Below are 14,573 nucleotides of genomic sequence, written 5' to 3'. Positions count from 1 at the left end.
TGGTTGGTCGTTGTTTGAGAACTGCACAGTGGACGCGAGCATCTGTGGCCAAGTTTTTAAGGGCGCACGGTGGATGCCTTGGCACCAGGAACCGATGAAGGACGTGGGAGGCCACGATAGTCCCCGGGGAGCCGTCAACCAGGCTTTGATCCGGGGGTTTCCGAATGGGGAAACCCGGCAGTCGTCATGGGCTGTCACCCGCTGCTGAACACATAGGCAGTGTGGAGGGAACGCGGGGAAGTGAAACATCTCAGTACCCGCAGGAAGAGAAAACAACCGTGATTCCGGGAGTAGTGGCGAGCGAAACCGGATGAGGCCAAACCGTATACGTGTGAGACCCGGCAGGGGTTGCGTGTGCGGGGTTGTGGGATCTCTCTTTCACAGTCTGCCGGCTGTGAGGCGAGTCAGAAACCGTTGATGTAGGCGAAGGACATGCGAAAGGTCCGGCGTAGAGGGTAAGACCCCCGTAGTCGAAACATCAGCGGCTCGTTTGAGAGACACCCAAGTAGCACGGGGCCCGAGAAATCCCGTGTGAATCTGGCGGGACCACCCGCTAAGCCTAAATATTCCCTGGTGACCGATAGCGGATAGTACCGTGAGGGAATGGTGAAAAGTACCGCGGGAGCGGAGTGAAATAGTACCTGAAACCGTGTGCCTACAAGCCGTGGGAGCGTCGGACATCAAGCTTGCTTGGTGTCTCGTGACTGCGTGCCTTTTGAAGAATGAGCCTGCGAGTTTGCGGTGTGTTGCGAGGTTAACCCGAGTGGGGAAGCCGTAGCGAAAGCGAGTCCGAATAGGGCGTTTCAGTAGCACGCTCAAGACCCGAAGCGGAGTGATCTAGCCATGGGCAGGTTGAAGCGGAGGTAAGACTTCGTGGAGGACCGAACCCACCAGGGTTGAAAACCTGGGGGATGACCTGTGGTTAGGGGTGAAAGGCCAATCAAACTCCGTGATAGCTGGTTCTCCCCGAAATGCATTTAGGTGCAGCGTCGTGTGTTTCTTGCCGGAGGTAGAGCACTGGATAGGCGATGGGCCCTACCGGGTTACTGACCTTAGCCAAACTCCGAATGCCGGTAAGTGAGAGCGCGGCAGTGAGACTGTGGGGGATAAGCTCCATGGTCGAGAGGGAAACAGCCCAGAGCATCGACTAAGGCCCCTAAGCGTACGCTAAGTGGGAAAGGATGTGGAGTCGCACAGACAACCAGGAGGTTGGCTTAGAAGCAGCCACCCTTGAAAGAGTGCGTAATAGCTCACTGGTCTAGTGATTCCGCGCCGACAATGTAGCGGGGCTCAAGCGTACCGCCGAAGTCGTGTCATTCATACATTAGGGCCAACGCCTGTATGGATGGGTAGGGGAGCGTCGTGTGCCGGGTGAAGCAGCCGCGGAAGCGAGTTGTGGACGGTTCACGAGTGAGAATGCAGGCATGAGTAGCGATACAAACGTGAGAAACGTTTGCGCCGATTGACTAAGGGTTCCTGGGTCAAGCTGATCTGCCCAGGGTAAGTCGGGACCTAAGGCGAGGCCGACAGGCGTAGTCGATGGATAACCGGTTGATATTCCGGTACCCGCTGTGAAGCGTCAAACATCGAGCATCGTGATGCTAAGGCCGTGAAGCCGCCCTGATCTCTTCGGAGTTGAGGGGAGTGGTGGAGCCGCCGGACCAAGCGGTTAGTAGGTGAGTGATGGGGTGACGCAGGAAGGTAGTCCATCCCGGGCGGTGGTTGTCCCGGGGTAAGGGTGTAGGCCGTGCGGTAGGTAAATCCGTCGCACACAAGGCTGAGACCTGATGCCGAGCCGATTGTGGTGAAGTGGATGATCCTATGCTGTCGAGAAAAGCCTCTAGCGAGTTTCATGGCGGCCCGTACCCTAAACCGACTCAGGTGGTCAGGTAGAGAATACCGAGGCGTTCGGGTGAACTATGGTTAAGGAACTCGGCAAAATGCCCCCGTAACTTCGGGAGAAGGGGGGCCACACCTGGTGATGATCTTTACGGTCTGAGCTGGGGGTGGCCGCAGAGACCAGCGAGAAGCGACTGTTTACTAAAAACACAGGTCCGTGCGAAGCCGTAAGGCGATGTATACGGACTGACGCCTGCCCGGTGCTGGAACGTTAAGGGGACCGGTTAGCTCCATTTCGGTGGGGCGAAGCTGAGAACTTAAGCGCCAGTAAACGGCGGTGGTAACTATAACCATCCTAAGGTAGCGAAATTCCTTGTCGGGTAAGTTCCGACCTGCACGAATGGCGTAACGACTTCTCGACTGTCTCAACCATAGGCCCGGTGAAATTGCACTACGAGTAAAGATGCTCGTTTCGCGCAGCAGGACGGAAAGACCCCGGGACCTTTACTACAGTTTGATATTGGTGTTCGGTTCGGCTTGTGTAGGATAGCTGGGAGACTTTGAAGCTCGCACGCCAGTGTGGGTGGAGTCGTCGTTGAAATACCAGTCTGGTCGTGCTGGATGTCTAACCTGGGTCCGTGATCCGGATCAGGGACAGTGTCTGATGGGTAGTTTAACTGGGGCGGTTGCCTCCTAAAGAGTAACGGAGGCGCCCAAAGGTTCCCTCAGCCTGGTTGGCAATCAGGTGTTGAGTGTAAGTGCACAAGGGAGCTTGACTGTGAGACCGACGGGTCGAGCAGGGACGAAAGTCGGGACTAGTGATCCGGCGGTGGCTTGTGGAAGCGCCGTCGCTCAACGGATAAAAGGTACCCCGGGGATAACAGGCTGATCTTCCCCAAGAGTCCATATCGACGGGATGGTTTGGCACCTCGATGTCGGCTCGTCGCATCCTGGGGCTGGAGTCGGTCCCAAGGGTTGGGCTGTTCGCCCATTAAAGCGGTACGCGAGCTGGGTTTAGAACGTCGTGAGACAGTTCGGTCCCTATCCGCTGTGCGCGTAGGAGTCTTGAGAAGGGCTGTCCCTAGTACGAGAGGACCGGGACGGACGAACCTCTGGTGTGCCAGTTGTCCTGCCAAGGGCATGGCTGGTTGGCTACGTTCGGGAGGGATAACCGCTGAAAGCATCTAAGCGGGAAGCCTGCTTCGAGATGAGGACTCCCACCCCCTTGAGGGGTTAAGGCTCCCAGTAGACGACTGGGTTGATAGGCCGGATCTGGAAGCACCGCAAGGTGTGGAGGTGACCGGTACTAATAGGCCGAGGGCTTGTCCTCAGTTGCTCCGCGTCACTGTGTTGGTTCCTGAACCAGGAACTAACCCCATGTGCACAAATGGTGCCGGTTTCGTCCAGTTTCATAGTGTCTTCCGGTGGGTCATAGCGTTTAGCGGAAACGCCCGTTAGCTTCCGAACCGGAAGCTAAGCTTACAACGGGCGCCCGATGGTACTGCAGGGGGGAGCCCTGTGTGGAGAGTAGGACGCCGCGAACAATCATTGCGAGGAGAACGCCCCGCACCGGGAACGGTGCGGGGTTTTCTGCGTTCTGGACCCATCTCCAGAATTCAGGTCGGGGACACCAGTCGTGTGTCGTAGGCCAGGATCACGGCCTGGACGCGGTCGCGCGAACCGGTCTTGGCGAGGATGCGGCCCACGTGGGTCTTCACCGTCGATTCCGCCAGGTGCAGGCGCTCCGCTATCTCCGTGTTGGTCCAGCCCTGTCCCATGACTCTGAGGATCTCGCTCTCGCGGTCGGTGAGAGCGGCCAGACGCGGGTCGGGGGCGCCGTCCGGGGCCGTGGACGCCGGCAAGTGGTGGACGTAGGCGTCCAGGAGACGGCGCGTCAGGCTCGGAGCCACCACGGCGTCGCCCGTCGCCACCGCCCGGACACCGGAGAGCAGCTCCTCGGGCTGGGCGTCCTTCACCAGGAAACCGGAGGCACCGGCGCGCAACCCGGCGTAGGCGTACTCGTCGAGGTCGAAGGTCGTGAGGATGAGGACCCGGGTGCGCCCGCCGCCGGCGACGATGCGGCGGGTTGCCTCGATACCGTCCAGGCCCGGCATGCGGACGTCCATGAGGACGACGTCGGGGCGCAGTTCGGCGGTCAACCGGGCGGCTTCGGTACCGTTGGCGGCCTCCCCCAGGACCGTCATGTCGTCCTGGCTCTCCAGGAGCATCCGGAAACCGAAACGCTGGAGGGGCTGGTCGTCGGCTATGAGGACGGTGGTCACTGGGCGGATTCCTCCGGGAGACGCAGATGGACGCGCCAGCCCCGCTCGGGGCGTGGTCGTGGGCCGGCCTCGAGTGTGCCGCCGTACAAGGACGTGCGCTCCCGCATTCCCGGCAGCCCCCGGCCTTCTGACGCGGCGGGGGGCGGGCCGCCGCGGCCGGTGTCCGTGACGGTGAGGGCGACGGCGCCGCCGGCCTCGTAGGAGAGGTCGATGTGTGCGGTGGCGTCGGGACCGGCGTGCTTGAGGGTGTTGGTGAGCGCCTCCTGGATGACGCGGTAGACCGTGAGCTGGCGGCCCTCGGGGAGGGTGGCCCGGCCCTGGACGGTGGTACGCACGGGGAGGCCCGCGCCGCGTACGCCGGTGAGGAGGCGGTCGAGGTCGGTGAGTGCGGGCTGGGGAGCCAGCTCGGCCCGGTCCGTGCGGTCCTCGTCGCGCAGGACGTCCAGCAGTCGGCGCAGTTCGCCCAGGGCCTGGCGGCTGGTGGTGCCGATGGCGTCCAGGGCCTGGGCGGCGCGCTCGGGGGACTTGGCGGCGGCGTAGCGGCCGCCGTCGGCGAGGCCGGTGATGACGGAGAGGTTGTGGCCGATGATGTCGTGCATCTCCCGGGCGATGCGGGCGCGTTCCGCGGCGGCGGCGAGCCGCAGCTGCTGGTCACGCTCGGTCTCCAGGCGGCGGGCGCGGTCCTCCAGGACCTCGGTGTAGTCGCGCCGCGTGCGGACGGTGACGCCGATGAGCACCGCCACGCCGACGGACAGGAGGTGCGAGCCGAGCTGCTGGTTCCAGGAGCCCGCGCTGTCCCCGTAGCGGGCCACCGCGACGCAGGTCGGGGCCGTCACGAGGGCCACGGCCCACCAGAGTGTGCGCAACGGCAGCCGCAGCGCGATGTGGTGGACGAGGAGCAGCTGGAGCAGGGCCGCCTGCAGGGCCGCGCCGGACCAGCTGCTCACCAGTGCCGCGGGCATCGAGACGAGGAGGGCGGCCCCGGGGTGAGCGCGCCGCCAGAGGAGGGGGACGGTCAGGGCGAGGCTCAGGGCGAGGACGAGGGCGGCGGGCACGTCGGGGTCGTGGGCGACGTTGCGCCAGCCGCCGGCGGCGTCGATCAGGGCGGCCAGTACCCAGAAGCCGGTGAGGAGCAGGTCCCACACGAGGGGCCGACGCCGGTCGAAGGCGCGTACCCGGCGGGTGACGCGCTGCACGTACTCGGTGAGGGGTTCCGCCGCTCGGTCCAGCGGCAGGGGTTCCACGGGCTCCATCCGACCATGTTCGGGGCTGCGGAGGGGCCGGGCGTCCGCCTCGGGACCGGTATATCGGGTGAGCGCCGTAGTACCCGGGTATTACGGTGACCCGCATGAGTGCCTCGGTCCCCGGTGACTACGTGATCCGCTCCATACGCGCCGACGAGTGGCCCGCCGTGAAGGAGCTGCGCCTGCGCGCGCTGCGTGATCCACTGGCCCACCTCGCCTACCTGGAGACGTACGAGGACGCCGCGGCCCGGCCGGACTCCTACTGGCGGGAGCGGGCGGCCAAGGCGGCCGGGGAAGCGGCCGGGGCGCGGCAGATCATCGCGGAGGTGCCCGGCGGGATGTGGCTCGGCACACTGACCGTGCTGGTGGAGGAGGCCGGGACGACGGACTGGGCCGGGTTCCCGGTGGAGCGGCGGCAGGGGCATGTGGTCGGGGTGTTCGTGCGCCCCGAGTGGCGGGGGAGCGGGCTGACCAAGGCGCTGTTCGACGCGGGGCTGGAGTGGGCGTGGGCGAGCGGCCTGGAGCGGGTGCGGCTCATCGTGCACCCGGACAACGAGCGCGCCCAGGGGGCTTACCGGAAGGCGGGGTTCGCGCCGAGCGGGCGGACGGTGCCGCTGGTCGGCGGGGGCCCCGGCGAGGTCGAGCTGGAGTTCGTGCTCGAGCGCTAGACGGGCAGTTCGTCGTGGGGCCAGCGGGCGCGGCCCTGTTCGCGGGAGCGGAGCAGGGCCAGGGTCGGCATGCCGCGGTCCGCGCCGGTGGCCAGCAGCTCCGGGAGCTGGGGAAGCGGAGCGACGGCCGCCACGTCGTCCAGGACGAGCGTCAGTGGTGGGTCGAGGCGACCGGAGGATGACCGTTCGGCCATGCGCCGGCCGCGCTCGACCACGCTGGAGACGAGCGCCGTGAGCAGCGGCATCGCGCCCGGGCTCGTACGGGGGTCCTCGATGGATTCACCCACCACGTAAAGCGTTCCCTGTTCGTGGACGAAGGAATCCAGGGCGAGGGCATCAGTTCGGTTGGGGGTGCAGGCCTCACGGATGTTGACCGTCGAGAGGGTGGCCAGGGCCCGGGCGGTCAGCTGCTGGGCCATGTCCCGGCGTTCGGGGTGGGCGGTGAGGGCGCCTTCGAGCTCGCCCGCGGCACCGGCCGCGGCCTTGGGGCTGGTACGGAGGATGCGTACGGCGTCCTGGATCTGGAGGCCCTGGGACCAGCGGTGGACGTGGCGGACGGTGCGGCCGTCGACGGCGGCGGCGTGGAGGTAGCTGCGCAGGAGCAGCTCGGCCGTGTCGCCGACCGCCTGGTCGAGCCGGGCGGTGGGGCGGACGGGGGCGAGGAGGGCGGCCGCTCTGGTGGTGGCCGTCGGTCTGTCCTCGCAGCCGGTGGTGGGGGACCAGTGGAGGCGCGCCGGGGTGTCGCAGAGGTGGTTCGGGTCGTAGAGGTGGCAGGGGCCGAGTTTCGCGCGGGCGTCCTTGGTGTCCGCCCAGAGCGCCGGGCTCGAGGTGATGACGAGGGCGGCGCCCTCGGCTTCGCGCAGGGCGTTCACGGCGGTGGAGAGGCGGGTGTCGGGGGGACCGTAGTGCACCGCGGTCTCGGGGCGGTGGGTGTCCCAGCCGCCGGTCCGTGCGCCGCCGGCCGCCGGGGGGAGGGGCTCCTCCCTCGGGGGCGGCTCCTGCCGCGGCGCCCTCGGGGTCGGTACCTCGTGCACCTGTACGGGCGTCTGCCGGTGTGTCCGCTCCGGCTCCGGCGCCACCTCCGGCGTGCGCTCCCGCAGGGCCGCCGCGTGCGCGTCCGTGCGCCGTTGACGGCGGACCGCACGCCACCGGGCCACCGTGCCCATCACGAACACGGCCAGGACGACCAGCACCATCAGCTGGCCGATGAACAGCCCCCAGAACAGGCCGTACCCGGAGAGGGCCGTCTCCGGGGCGTCCGGCCAGGCACCGGGGACGTCGTGGGGCTCGGCGACGAGGTGGCGCATGGCCAGGGGGGTGCCGCCGAAGGTGACGCCCGAGGGCCAGGAGCCGTGCGCGAAGAGGGCGGCGAGGCCCGTCGCCGTCCACACCAGCAGCGCCATGCAGAGGATGAAGGCGAGTATGCCGAGCAGCAGACCGTCCGGGATGCCGCCGTCCCGTCGCTGGTCGTCCGGTCTCATCCGTTCCGCCCTCCCCCTCCGCCTACGCCACCGTCGATTCGGACGAGTCGCCGATGTGCTGTTCCATGAAGGCCGCCGCCCGTTCCTCGGCCTCCAGCTCCGCGGCGCGCAGGGCGTCGTCGTTGAAGTCGGAGGAGGACTCGGTCATCGCGCGGTCGGTGAAGACCAGGGGGCGTTCGGTCTCGGTGATCAGGTGCTTGACCACCTGGACGTTGCCGTTGACGTCCCACACCGCGATGCCGGGGGTGAGGGAGGGGATGATCTCCACCGCCCAGCGCGGCAGGCCGAGGACGCGGCCCGTGGCCCGTGCCTCGTCGGCCTTCTGGGCGTAGATGGTCCGGGTGGAGGCCATCTTCAGGATGGCCGCGGCCTCTCTGGCCGCCGCCCCGTCGACGACGTCCGACAGGTGGTGCACCACCGCCACGAACGACAGTCCCAGCCGGCGCCCGAACTTGAGCAGCCGCTGGAACAGCTGCGCCACGAAGGGGCTGTTGATGATGTGCCAGGCCTCCTCGACCAGGAAGATGCGCTTCTTGCGGTCGGGGCGGATCCAGGTGTGCTCCAGCCACACGCCGACGATGGCCATGAGGATCGGCATGGCGATGGAGTTGCGGTCGATGTGGGACAGGTCGAAGACGATGAGGGGCGCGTCGAGGTCGATGCCGACCGTGGTGGGGCCGTCGAACATGCCGCGCAGGTCGCCGTCGACGAGGCGGTCGAGGACCAGCGCGACGTCCAGGCCCCAGGCGCGTACGTCGTCTATGGCGACGTTCATCGCCTCGGCCGACTCCGGCTCGGGGTGGCGGAGCTGCTCGACGATGTCGGTGAGGACCGGCTGGCGCTCGACGATGGTCTCGTTGACGTAGGCGTGCGCGACCTTGAGGGCGAAGCCGGAGCGTTCGTCGAGGCCGTGGCCCATCGCGACCTCGATGATCGTCCGCAGGAGCGCCAGCTGCCCCGTCGTCGTGATCGCCGGGTCCAGGGGGTTGAGCCGGATGCCGTGGTCCAGGGCGGCCATCGGGTCGAGCCGGATGGGAGTTATACCCAGCTCCTCGGCGATGAGGTTCCACTCGCCGACGCCGTCCTCGCCCTGCGCGTCCAGGACGACGACCTGGCGGTCCTTGAAGCGCAGCTGGCGCAGGACGTACGTCTTCTCCAGCGCCGACTTGCCGTTGCCGGACTCGCCGAGCACCAGCCAGTGGGGTGCGGGGAGCTGCTGGCCGTAGAGCTGGAAGGGGTCGTAGATGTAGCCCTTGCCGGAGTAGACCTCGCGGCCGATGATCACGCCGGAGTCGCCGAGGCCCGGCGCGGCGGTGGGCAGGTAGACGGCCTGGGCCTGGCCCGTGGAGGTGCGGACCGGGAGGCGGGTCGTCTCCACCTTCCCGAACAGGAAGGACGTGAAGGCTTCGGTGAGGACGGTCAGCGGGTCCCGCATCAGGCTCAGCCCCTACCTTCGGATGCCGGTGGCGAACGGAAGTGTGTTCACGAAGGCGCGATGGTGCTCACGGTCGCACCACTCCAGTTTCAGGTACGACTTTCCGGCCGAGGCCCTTATCGTCCGCTTGTCGCGGGCGAGCGCCTCGGGGGAGCGGGACGAGACGGTGATGTAGCCGACCAGGTTGACGCCGGCCGCGCCGCTGGCGAGGTCCTCGCCGCGCTGGTCCAGGCGGCCGTGGGCGGCGATGTCGCGGGGGTCGACGGTCCGGTTCATCTTGGCGGCACGGGAGGCCTCGGCCTCGTCGTTCGTCTTCTCGGTCAGCATGCGTTCGATGGCGACCTCGGTGGGTTCGAGGTCCATCGTGACGGCGACCGTCCGGATGACGTCCGGGGTGTGGACGAGCAGCGGCGCGAGGAAGTTCACGCCGACCGGGGTCATCGGCCACTCCTTGACCCAGGCGGTGGCGTGGCACCAGGGGGCGCGGGTGGAGGACTCGCGGGTCTTGGCCTGGAGGTAGGTGGGCTCCATGGCGTCCAGCTCGGCGGGCCAGGCGTTGCGCTTGGTCATCGCCTGGATGTGGTCGATGGGGTGGTCCGGGTCGTACATGGCGTGGATGAGGGAGGCGAGCCGGCCCTGGCCCAGCGGCTGGCGCACGCGGATGTCCGCCTCCTGGAGGCGGGAGCAGATGTCGGTCAGCTCGCGCGCCATCACGACCGCGAGGCCCGCGTCCCGGTCCAGCTTGCGCCCGTTCTGCGGCCGGGCGGCGCGGGCCATGGCGTTGGCCTCGGCCGCGAGTTCCCGGGTGTAGTGCATGCAGGCGATGAGGTAGGCGCGGTGCTGCTCGCTGCTGGTGGACACCATCGACTGGAGCTGGTCGTACGACTGCTGGAGCCACGGCAGCGCCCGGTCGTCACCGCGCTGGGCGACGTCCTTGGCGTGCGCGTCGGGGTCGGCCGGGAGGGTGCGGGCGAGCATCTGGATGCGGGTGACGAAGCCGTCGCCGTTGGCCACGTGCTTGAGCAGGGTGCCGAAGCGGTCGACGAGGGCTTCCTGGTCCTCGGAGTCGCGCAGGCCGACGCCGGGGCCCTCGATCTCGATGGCGGCCGTGACCGTCTTGCGGTCGGCGTGCAGCAGTACGGCGATCTCGTCCGGCCCGAAGGGCGCGGCCAGCCAGGTGATGCGCCCGATGCCGGGCGGCGGGCCGACCTCGATCTCCCGTCCGTCGAGCCGGGTGCCGGCCTCGATGGCGCCGGAACGGTAGGTGGTGCCGGTGCGCAGCGTCCGCTTGTAGCTGCGGTTGATCTCGAACCACTTGTAGAACGTGCGGTGCTTGTACGGCACGTAGACGGCCGCCAGCCCGAGCATGGGGAAGCCGACGAGCAGCACGATGCGCAGGGTCAGGACGGGGACGAGGAGCCCGCACATCATGCCGAGGAACGCGCCGACGACGATCAGCGCGATCTCACCGGTCTCGCGGTTGCGGCCGACGATCGCGTTCGGCCGGGCGCGGCCGATCAGATACGTGCGGCGGGGCGTGACCGGATGGGACACGTGGGACTCGGTCGTCAACGCCCGTCACCTCCTGTGCTCTTGGTGCTGCTGTTACGGGTGTTGCCGGCGTGGGGCGTGTTCACCGGGCTGCCGGAGCGCGGTGCGGGTGCGGCGGAGGGGACGTTTCCGCCGCCGCCGTTCGAGGGGCGCGAGCTGTGCGCGGCGACTCCGCCGGAGGCGGGGTTCGAGGGACGGGACGCGGAGGAGGACGCGGACTGGCCGCCTCCGCCGTCGCCGTTGTGGCGGGTGCTGTGGGTCCTGATGCCCTGGGCGACCAGGTTCGCCGGGGAGCTGATCACGGCGGCGGCTTTGCTCTCGGCGCCCTGCATGATGCGGTTGTTGCGGGAGCCGGCGATCTCGTCGCCGAAGCCGGGGACGAAGCGGTAGATCATCGCGGACGCGAAGATGGCGAGCAGGATGATCGCGAGGCCGGAGACGACGGCGGAGAAGGCGTCGGGGCCGTCGTCGGCGGAGAGGGCACCGGCCAGCCCGAGGACGATGACGATGACGGGCTTGACCAGGATCACGGCGATCATGATGCCCGCCCAGCGGCGGACGTGGCCCCACAGGTTCTTGTCGACCAGGCCGGCGTAGACGACGGTGCCGAGCAGGGCGCCGACGTAGAGCAGGGCGGCGCGGATGACGAGTTCCAGCCAGAGGACGCCGGCGGCGAGGATCGACACCAGGGAGACGACGATCAGCATGATCGGGCCGCCGCCGATGTCCTCGCCCTTCTTCAGGGCGCCGGAGAACGTGCCGAAGAAGGCGTCCGTCTGGTCACCGGTCGCCTTGGCGAGGACCTCCGTGACGCCGTCGGTCGCGGAGACGACCGTGTACAGGATCAGCGGCGTGAACGCCGACGCCAGGACGGTGAGCCACAGGAACCCGATGGCCTCGGAGAGCGCGGTGGTGAGGGGCACGCCGCGCACGGCGCGCTTCGCTACCGCGAGGAGCCAGAGGACGAGGGTGAGGATCGTGGATGCCGCGAAGACGACGGCGTACTGCTGGAGGAACTTCGGGTTGGTGAAGTCGACGTTGGCCGTGTCCTGGACGGCGGCGCTGAGCTTGTCGACGGTCCAGGAGGCGGCGTCGGCGCAGCCCTTGGCGAGGGAGGAGAGGGGGTCGAGGGTGTCGGTGACGCTGCGGGTGCCGCCGCCACCGCCGGTGGAGCCGTTGGCTGCGCCGTCTTCGCAGTACCTCTTGGCTGGGCCCGCGATGAGCGAGCAAGGGTCGTCTGTCTTGGTCGGTGTCGGGCTCGGTTCGGCGAACGCGCGGGTGGCGAGCAGGACGGCAAGCCCCTGCGTGGCGGCCACCGCGCCGGTGAGTGTGAGCGCACGATGCTGGTTACCGGGCATACGTGAAGCCTCCGAACTCCTGGACCGCCTTGCTCATCTCTTCGGACCCGGAAACGGGGCTGTCACCCGGAACAGGGGTCGGGCCGGTCTTCTGGCTGGTCTCCACGACCTTCCAGTCGCTCCCGTTCCAGTTCAGCTTCATGGTCACGGTGAACCAGTTGTTCGCCACGGGGTTGGTCGTCTTCTCGCCCGTGAGCCCAAAAAGACCGTTGCACCAGACTTCGACGGTGGCAGCACTGTCGTTGAAGGAGGTCACCTTGGTGCCTGCCGGCAATGTTCGGTTGACGAAGGTGGCGCCCAACGGGGCCTTACCGTCCTCGGTGAGGCCGATCCTGTTCAGCAAAGCTGCTGAGTAGTCGGCGTCGAAGCCGGACTGGAGACGGTCGACTGAGCCAGGATCGGCGATGGCCTGCACGATCTCGTGACGTCTTGACGGGCTGAACATGCCGTCAGAACCCAACGCCACCGCGTAGTTCGCCGCCGCGCTCTGGGCGCCCTGTTCGTCTCGGGCGAAGCCCGATTGGACCGGGCGGGTGCCCGTCGGGGCCGTCGCCGAGGTCTTCGGCTTGTCCGCGGCGGCGTCGTCCGAGGATGCGGAATCGCCTCCTCCACGGTTCGCGAAGGCGATCGCGGCGATGAGGAGGACGACGACGCCGACCACCGTGACCAGGCTCCGGGACGAGGAGCGGCCGCCGCGCCGGGGGGTGCCGTAGCCGTCGGCGTCCCCGTCGGGCAGCCGGGTCCGTGTCTGGCCGGTGCCGCCGTAACCGCCGGAGGACTGGTGGTCGTCTCCGAGACTCATGCCGCGTACTCCCCCTCGACGTCGTGCCTGCCGTAGAAGTACGACGGTAGCCGTGCTGGTTCCCGCGCGGGCGCGGTGTGGTGACTCGACATCAGGGAAACGCAACCTCAGCCGGTTGGCACGACGGGCGGGTGGGGTGGAGGGGGTGCGGGAGGTCGGAGGCGCGCCGGGCTACACGGCCATCCCGTACACGATGGTGAAGAGCGTGCCGAGCGAGCCGATGATGAACACGCCCGTCAGCCCCGCGACGATGAGGCCCTTGCCCTGCTCCGCGCTGAAGGTGTCGCGCAGCGCCGTGGCACCGATGCGCTGCTTGGCGGCGCCCCAGATGGCGATGCCGAGACAGAGCAGAATGGCGACGGCCATGACCACCTCGATCATCACCTTGGCCTCGTTGCCCAGGCTGCCGAAGGGGCCCCAGTCCGGAGCGATCCCCCCGATGATGGTGTTGATGTCTCCCTCGTCGGCCGCAAAGAGCATGTAAGTCACCGCCCCTGTTGGGTAGTTCCGCACCCTCTGCGGACGTGCAGAGGTCAGGCCTCATTGTCGCCGACAACGGCGCCGTGGGATGTCGACTTGGCGTCATTGATTGGCGGGTTTCGTACGAATAGCTTGCCACCGCCTCACGCCGACTGCTCAGGCGGGCATGGGACGGTGTACGAAGTGCCGTATCGTCACTCTGTGTATCACAGCAGGTCACGCCGGGCAACGAGGCCTGAGCGAAACCTGTCGTGCGGTTCGGTCGTTAGGCCCTTTCACGCTCCGGCGGCGGATTCTGACGGGTGGTCGGGTGAACAGGCGCGTTCCTGTTCGCCCGGTGACATCCGCCGCACCCGGAGTCGCCTCTACACTGACGTCGCCATGACTCCTGGACGGCGAGGGGCGGTTGACGGTGCGTAAGGCCTGGATCGCGGGGACCGTGGTCGTCGGCTCCTCCCTGTCGTTCGTGATGCTGCTCGTCGTGGGCGTCTACCTCGTCGCCGGAGATCTCGCGGGCGGCGCCGGCGGGGGGACGAAGAGGCTCGCCAAGGGGTCGGTGCCCGCCGCCTACCAGTCGCTCGTGCAGAAGTGGGGCAACCTCTGCCCCGCCATCAACCCCGCGCTGCTCGCCGCCCAGCTCTACCAGGAGAGCGGCTTCAACCCGAGGGCGCAGAGCCACGCGGCGGCGCAGGGGATAGCGCAGTTCATCCCCGGCACGTGGGCCACCCACGGGGTCGACGGGGACGGTGACGGCGACCGGGACGTGTGGGACCCGAACGACGCCATTCCGTCCGCCGCGTCCTACGACTGCTCCCTCGCGTCGTACGTGAAGGACGTGCCCGGGAACCTGACCGAAAACATGCTGGCCTCCTACAACGCGGGGGCCTACGCAGTGATCAAGTACCAGGGTGTCCCGCCGTACAAGGAGACGCAGAACTACGTCCAGGTGATCACGACCCTGGAGAAGAGCTTCGCCGCGCCCGAGACGCGGGTCGACCCCTCCGAGCAGGCCGCCGGGGCCATCGCCTACGCGCAGGAGAAGCTCGGTACGCCCTATCTGTGGGGCGGGAACGGGACGGCCGACCAGGGAGGGCGTTTCGACTGCTCGGGGCTGACCAAGGCGGCGTACGAGAGTGTGGGGATCAAGCTGCCGCGGGTCGCGAACGACCAGTACAACGCGGGGCCGCATCCGAGCCGTGAGGAGCTGCTCCCCGGTGACCTGGTGTTCTTCTCGGACGACCTCACCAACTCCCGGGCGATCCGGCACGTGGGGATGTACGTCGGCGGCGGCTACATGATCAACGCGCCGCGGCCGGGGGCCGTGATCCGGTTCGATCCGATCGACACCCCTGACTACTTCGGAGCCACCCGGGTGACCGAGGATGGCGCGAAAGCGCTGCCCACCACGGTGTGAATGCCATGGTTTGGACACA

Annotated in this window: 10 protein-coding genes and 1 rRNA gene; 3 read left to right on the top strand and 8 right to left on the bottom strand. The window is 67.7% G+C overall.

What is annotated here, in order from left to right; translation table 11 throughout:
• The first annotated feature begins 46 nt into the window (after positions 1–46).
• Positions 47–3,169 (top strand): 23S ribosomal RNA (locus SAM23877_RS16830).
• Positions 3,170–3,455: 286 nt separating this feature from the next.
• Here SAM23877_RS16830 and SAM23877_RS16825 read toward each other — a convergent pair.
• Together SAM23877_RS16825 and SAM23877_RS16820 are read right to left on the bottom strand one after the other, a co-directional pair.
• Positions 3,456–4,121: a response regulator gene (locus SAM23877_RS16825; RefSeq protein WP_053133432.1), complete on the bottom strand. Its 666-nt coding sequence runs from the start codon at positions 4,119–4,121 to the stop codon at positions 3,456–3,458.
• Positions 4,118–5,374: a sensor histidine kinase gene (locus tag SAM23877_RS16820; RefSeq protein ID WP_053133429.1), complete on the bottom strand. Its 1,257-nt coding sequence runs from the start codon at positions 5,372–5,374 to the stop codon at positions 4,118–4,120. The genes SAM23877_RS16825 and SAM23877_RS16820 overlap by 4 nt, the downstream gene beginning before the upstream one ends.
• A 95-nt stretch (positions 5,375–5,469) precedes the next feature.
• Between SAM23877_RS16820 and SAM23877_RS16815 the strand changes: the two genes are divergently transcribed.
• The gene (locus SAM23877_RS16815; protein WP_174532225.1) at positions 5,470–6,033 is read left to right on the top strand and encodes a GNAT family N-acetyltransferase; all 564 of its coding nucleotides are present in this window, start codon (positions 5,470–5,472) and stop codon (positions 6,031–6,033) included.
• On the opposite strand, the gene SAM23877_RS16810 is transcribed toward SAM23877_RS16815, so the two are convergent.
• The 6 genes from SAM23877_RS16810 to SAM23877_RS16785 form a co-directional block, all read right to left on the bottom strand.
• On the bottom strand, positions 6,030–7,514 hold the full coding sequence (locus SAM23877_RS16810; protein WP_053133426.1) for a type IV secretory system conjugative DNA transfer family protein: 1,485 nt from the start codon (positions 7,512–7,514) through the stop codon (positions 6,030–6,032). The two genes, SAM23877_RS16815 and SAM23877_RS16810, sit on opposite strands and share 4 nt — an antisense overlap.
• 22 nt (positions 7,515–7,536) lie before the next feature.
• On the bottom strand, positions 7,537–8,949 hold the full coding sequence (locus SAM23877_RS16805; protein ID WP_053133424.1) for an ATP-binding protein: 1,413 nt from the start codon (positions 8,947–8,949) through the stop codon (positions 7,537–7,539).
• A 12-nt stretch (positions 8,950–8,961) separates the two neighbouring features.
• Positions 8,962–10,521 (bottom strand): SCO6880 family protein, encoded by a 1,560-nt coding sequence (locus tag SAM23877_RS16800; RefSeq protein WP_053133420.1) that lies wholly within the window; start codon positions 10,519–10,521, stop codon positions 8,962–8,964.
• The gene (locus tag SAM23877_RS16795; protein ID WP_174532224.1) at positions 10,518–11,858 is read right to left on the bottom strand and encodes a hypothetical protein; all 1,341 of its coding nucleotides are present in this window, start codon (positions 11,856–11,858) and stop codon (positions 10,518–10,520) included. The genes SAM23877_RS16800 and SAM23877_RS16795 overlap by 4 nt, the downstream gene beginning before the upstream one ends.
• Positions 11,848–12,660: a DUF8175 domain-containg protein gene (locus tag SAM23877_RS16790; RefSeq protein WP_053133418.1), complete on the bottom strand. Its 813-nt coding sequence runs from the start codon at positions 12,658–12,660 to the stop codon at positions 11,848–11,850. The genes SAM23877_RS16795 and SAM23877_RS16790 overlap by 11 nt, the downstream gene beginning before the upstream one ends.
• A gap of 171 nt (positions 12,661–12,831) precedes the next feature.
• Positions 12,832–13,140 carry a hypothetical protein gene (locus SAM23877_RS16785; RefSeq protein ID WP_031044159.1) on the bottom strand — a complete coding sequence of 103 codons (309 nt, stop codon included), beginning with the start codon at positions 13,138–13,140 and terminating at the stop codon, positions 12,832–12,834.
• A gap of 406 nt (positions 13,141–13,546) precedes the next feature.
• Between SAM23877_RS16785 and SAM23877_RS16780 the strand changes: the two genes are divergently transcribed.
• On the top strand, positions 13,547–14,554 hold the full coding sequence (locus SAM23877_RS16780; protein WP_244902953.1) for a C40 family peptidase: 1,008 nt from the start codon (positions 13,547–13,549) through the stop codon (positions 14,552–14,554).
• The last annotated feature ends 19 nt before the right edge of the window (positions 14,555–14,573 follow it).

Origin of the sequence: Streptomyces ambofaciens ATCC 23877, assembly GCF_001267885.1 — a bacterium.
GTDB lineage: Bacteria > Actinomycetota > Actinomycetes > Streptomycetales > Streptomycetaceae > Streptomyces > Streptomyces ambofaciens.
This window is presented reverse-complemented; position numbering and strand designations above follow the sequence as displayed.

Excerpts from the sequence above, each read along its gene's own strand:
- SAM23877_RS16820 (WP_053133429.1), bottom strand. The coding sequence starts at position 5,374 with ATGGAGCCCGTGGAACCCCTGCCGCTGGACCGAGCGGCGGAACCCCTC.
- SAM23877_RS16815 (WP_174532225.1), top strand. The coding sequence starts at position 5,470 with ATGAGTGCCTCGGTCCCCGGTGACTACGTGATCCGCTCCATACGCGCC.
- SAM23877_RS16810 (WP_053133426.1), bottom strand. The coding sequence starts at position 7,514 with ATGAGACCGGACGACCAGCGACGGGACGGCGGCATCCCGGACGGTCTG.
- SAM23877_RS16805 (WP_053133424.1), bottom strand. The coding sequence starts at position 8,949 with ATGCGGGACCCGCTGACCGTCCTCACCGAAGCCTTCACGTCCTTCCTG.
- SAM23877_RS16795 (WP_174532224.1), bottom strand. The coding sequence starts at position 11,858 with ATGCCCGGTAACCAGCATCGTGCGCTCACACTCACCGGCGCGGTGGCC.
- SAM23877_RS16790 (WP_053133418.1), bottom strand. The coding sequence starts at position 12,660 with ATGAGTCTCGGAGACGACCACCAGTCCTCCGGCGGTTACGGCGGCACC.
- SAM23877_RS16785 (WP_031044159.1), bottom strand. The coding sequence starts at position 13,140 with ATGCTCTTTGCGGCCGACGAGGGAGACATCAACACCATCATCGGGGGG.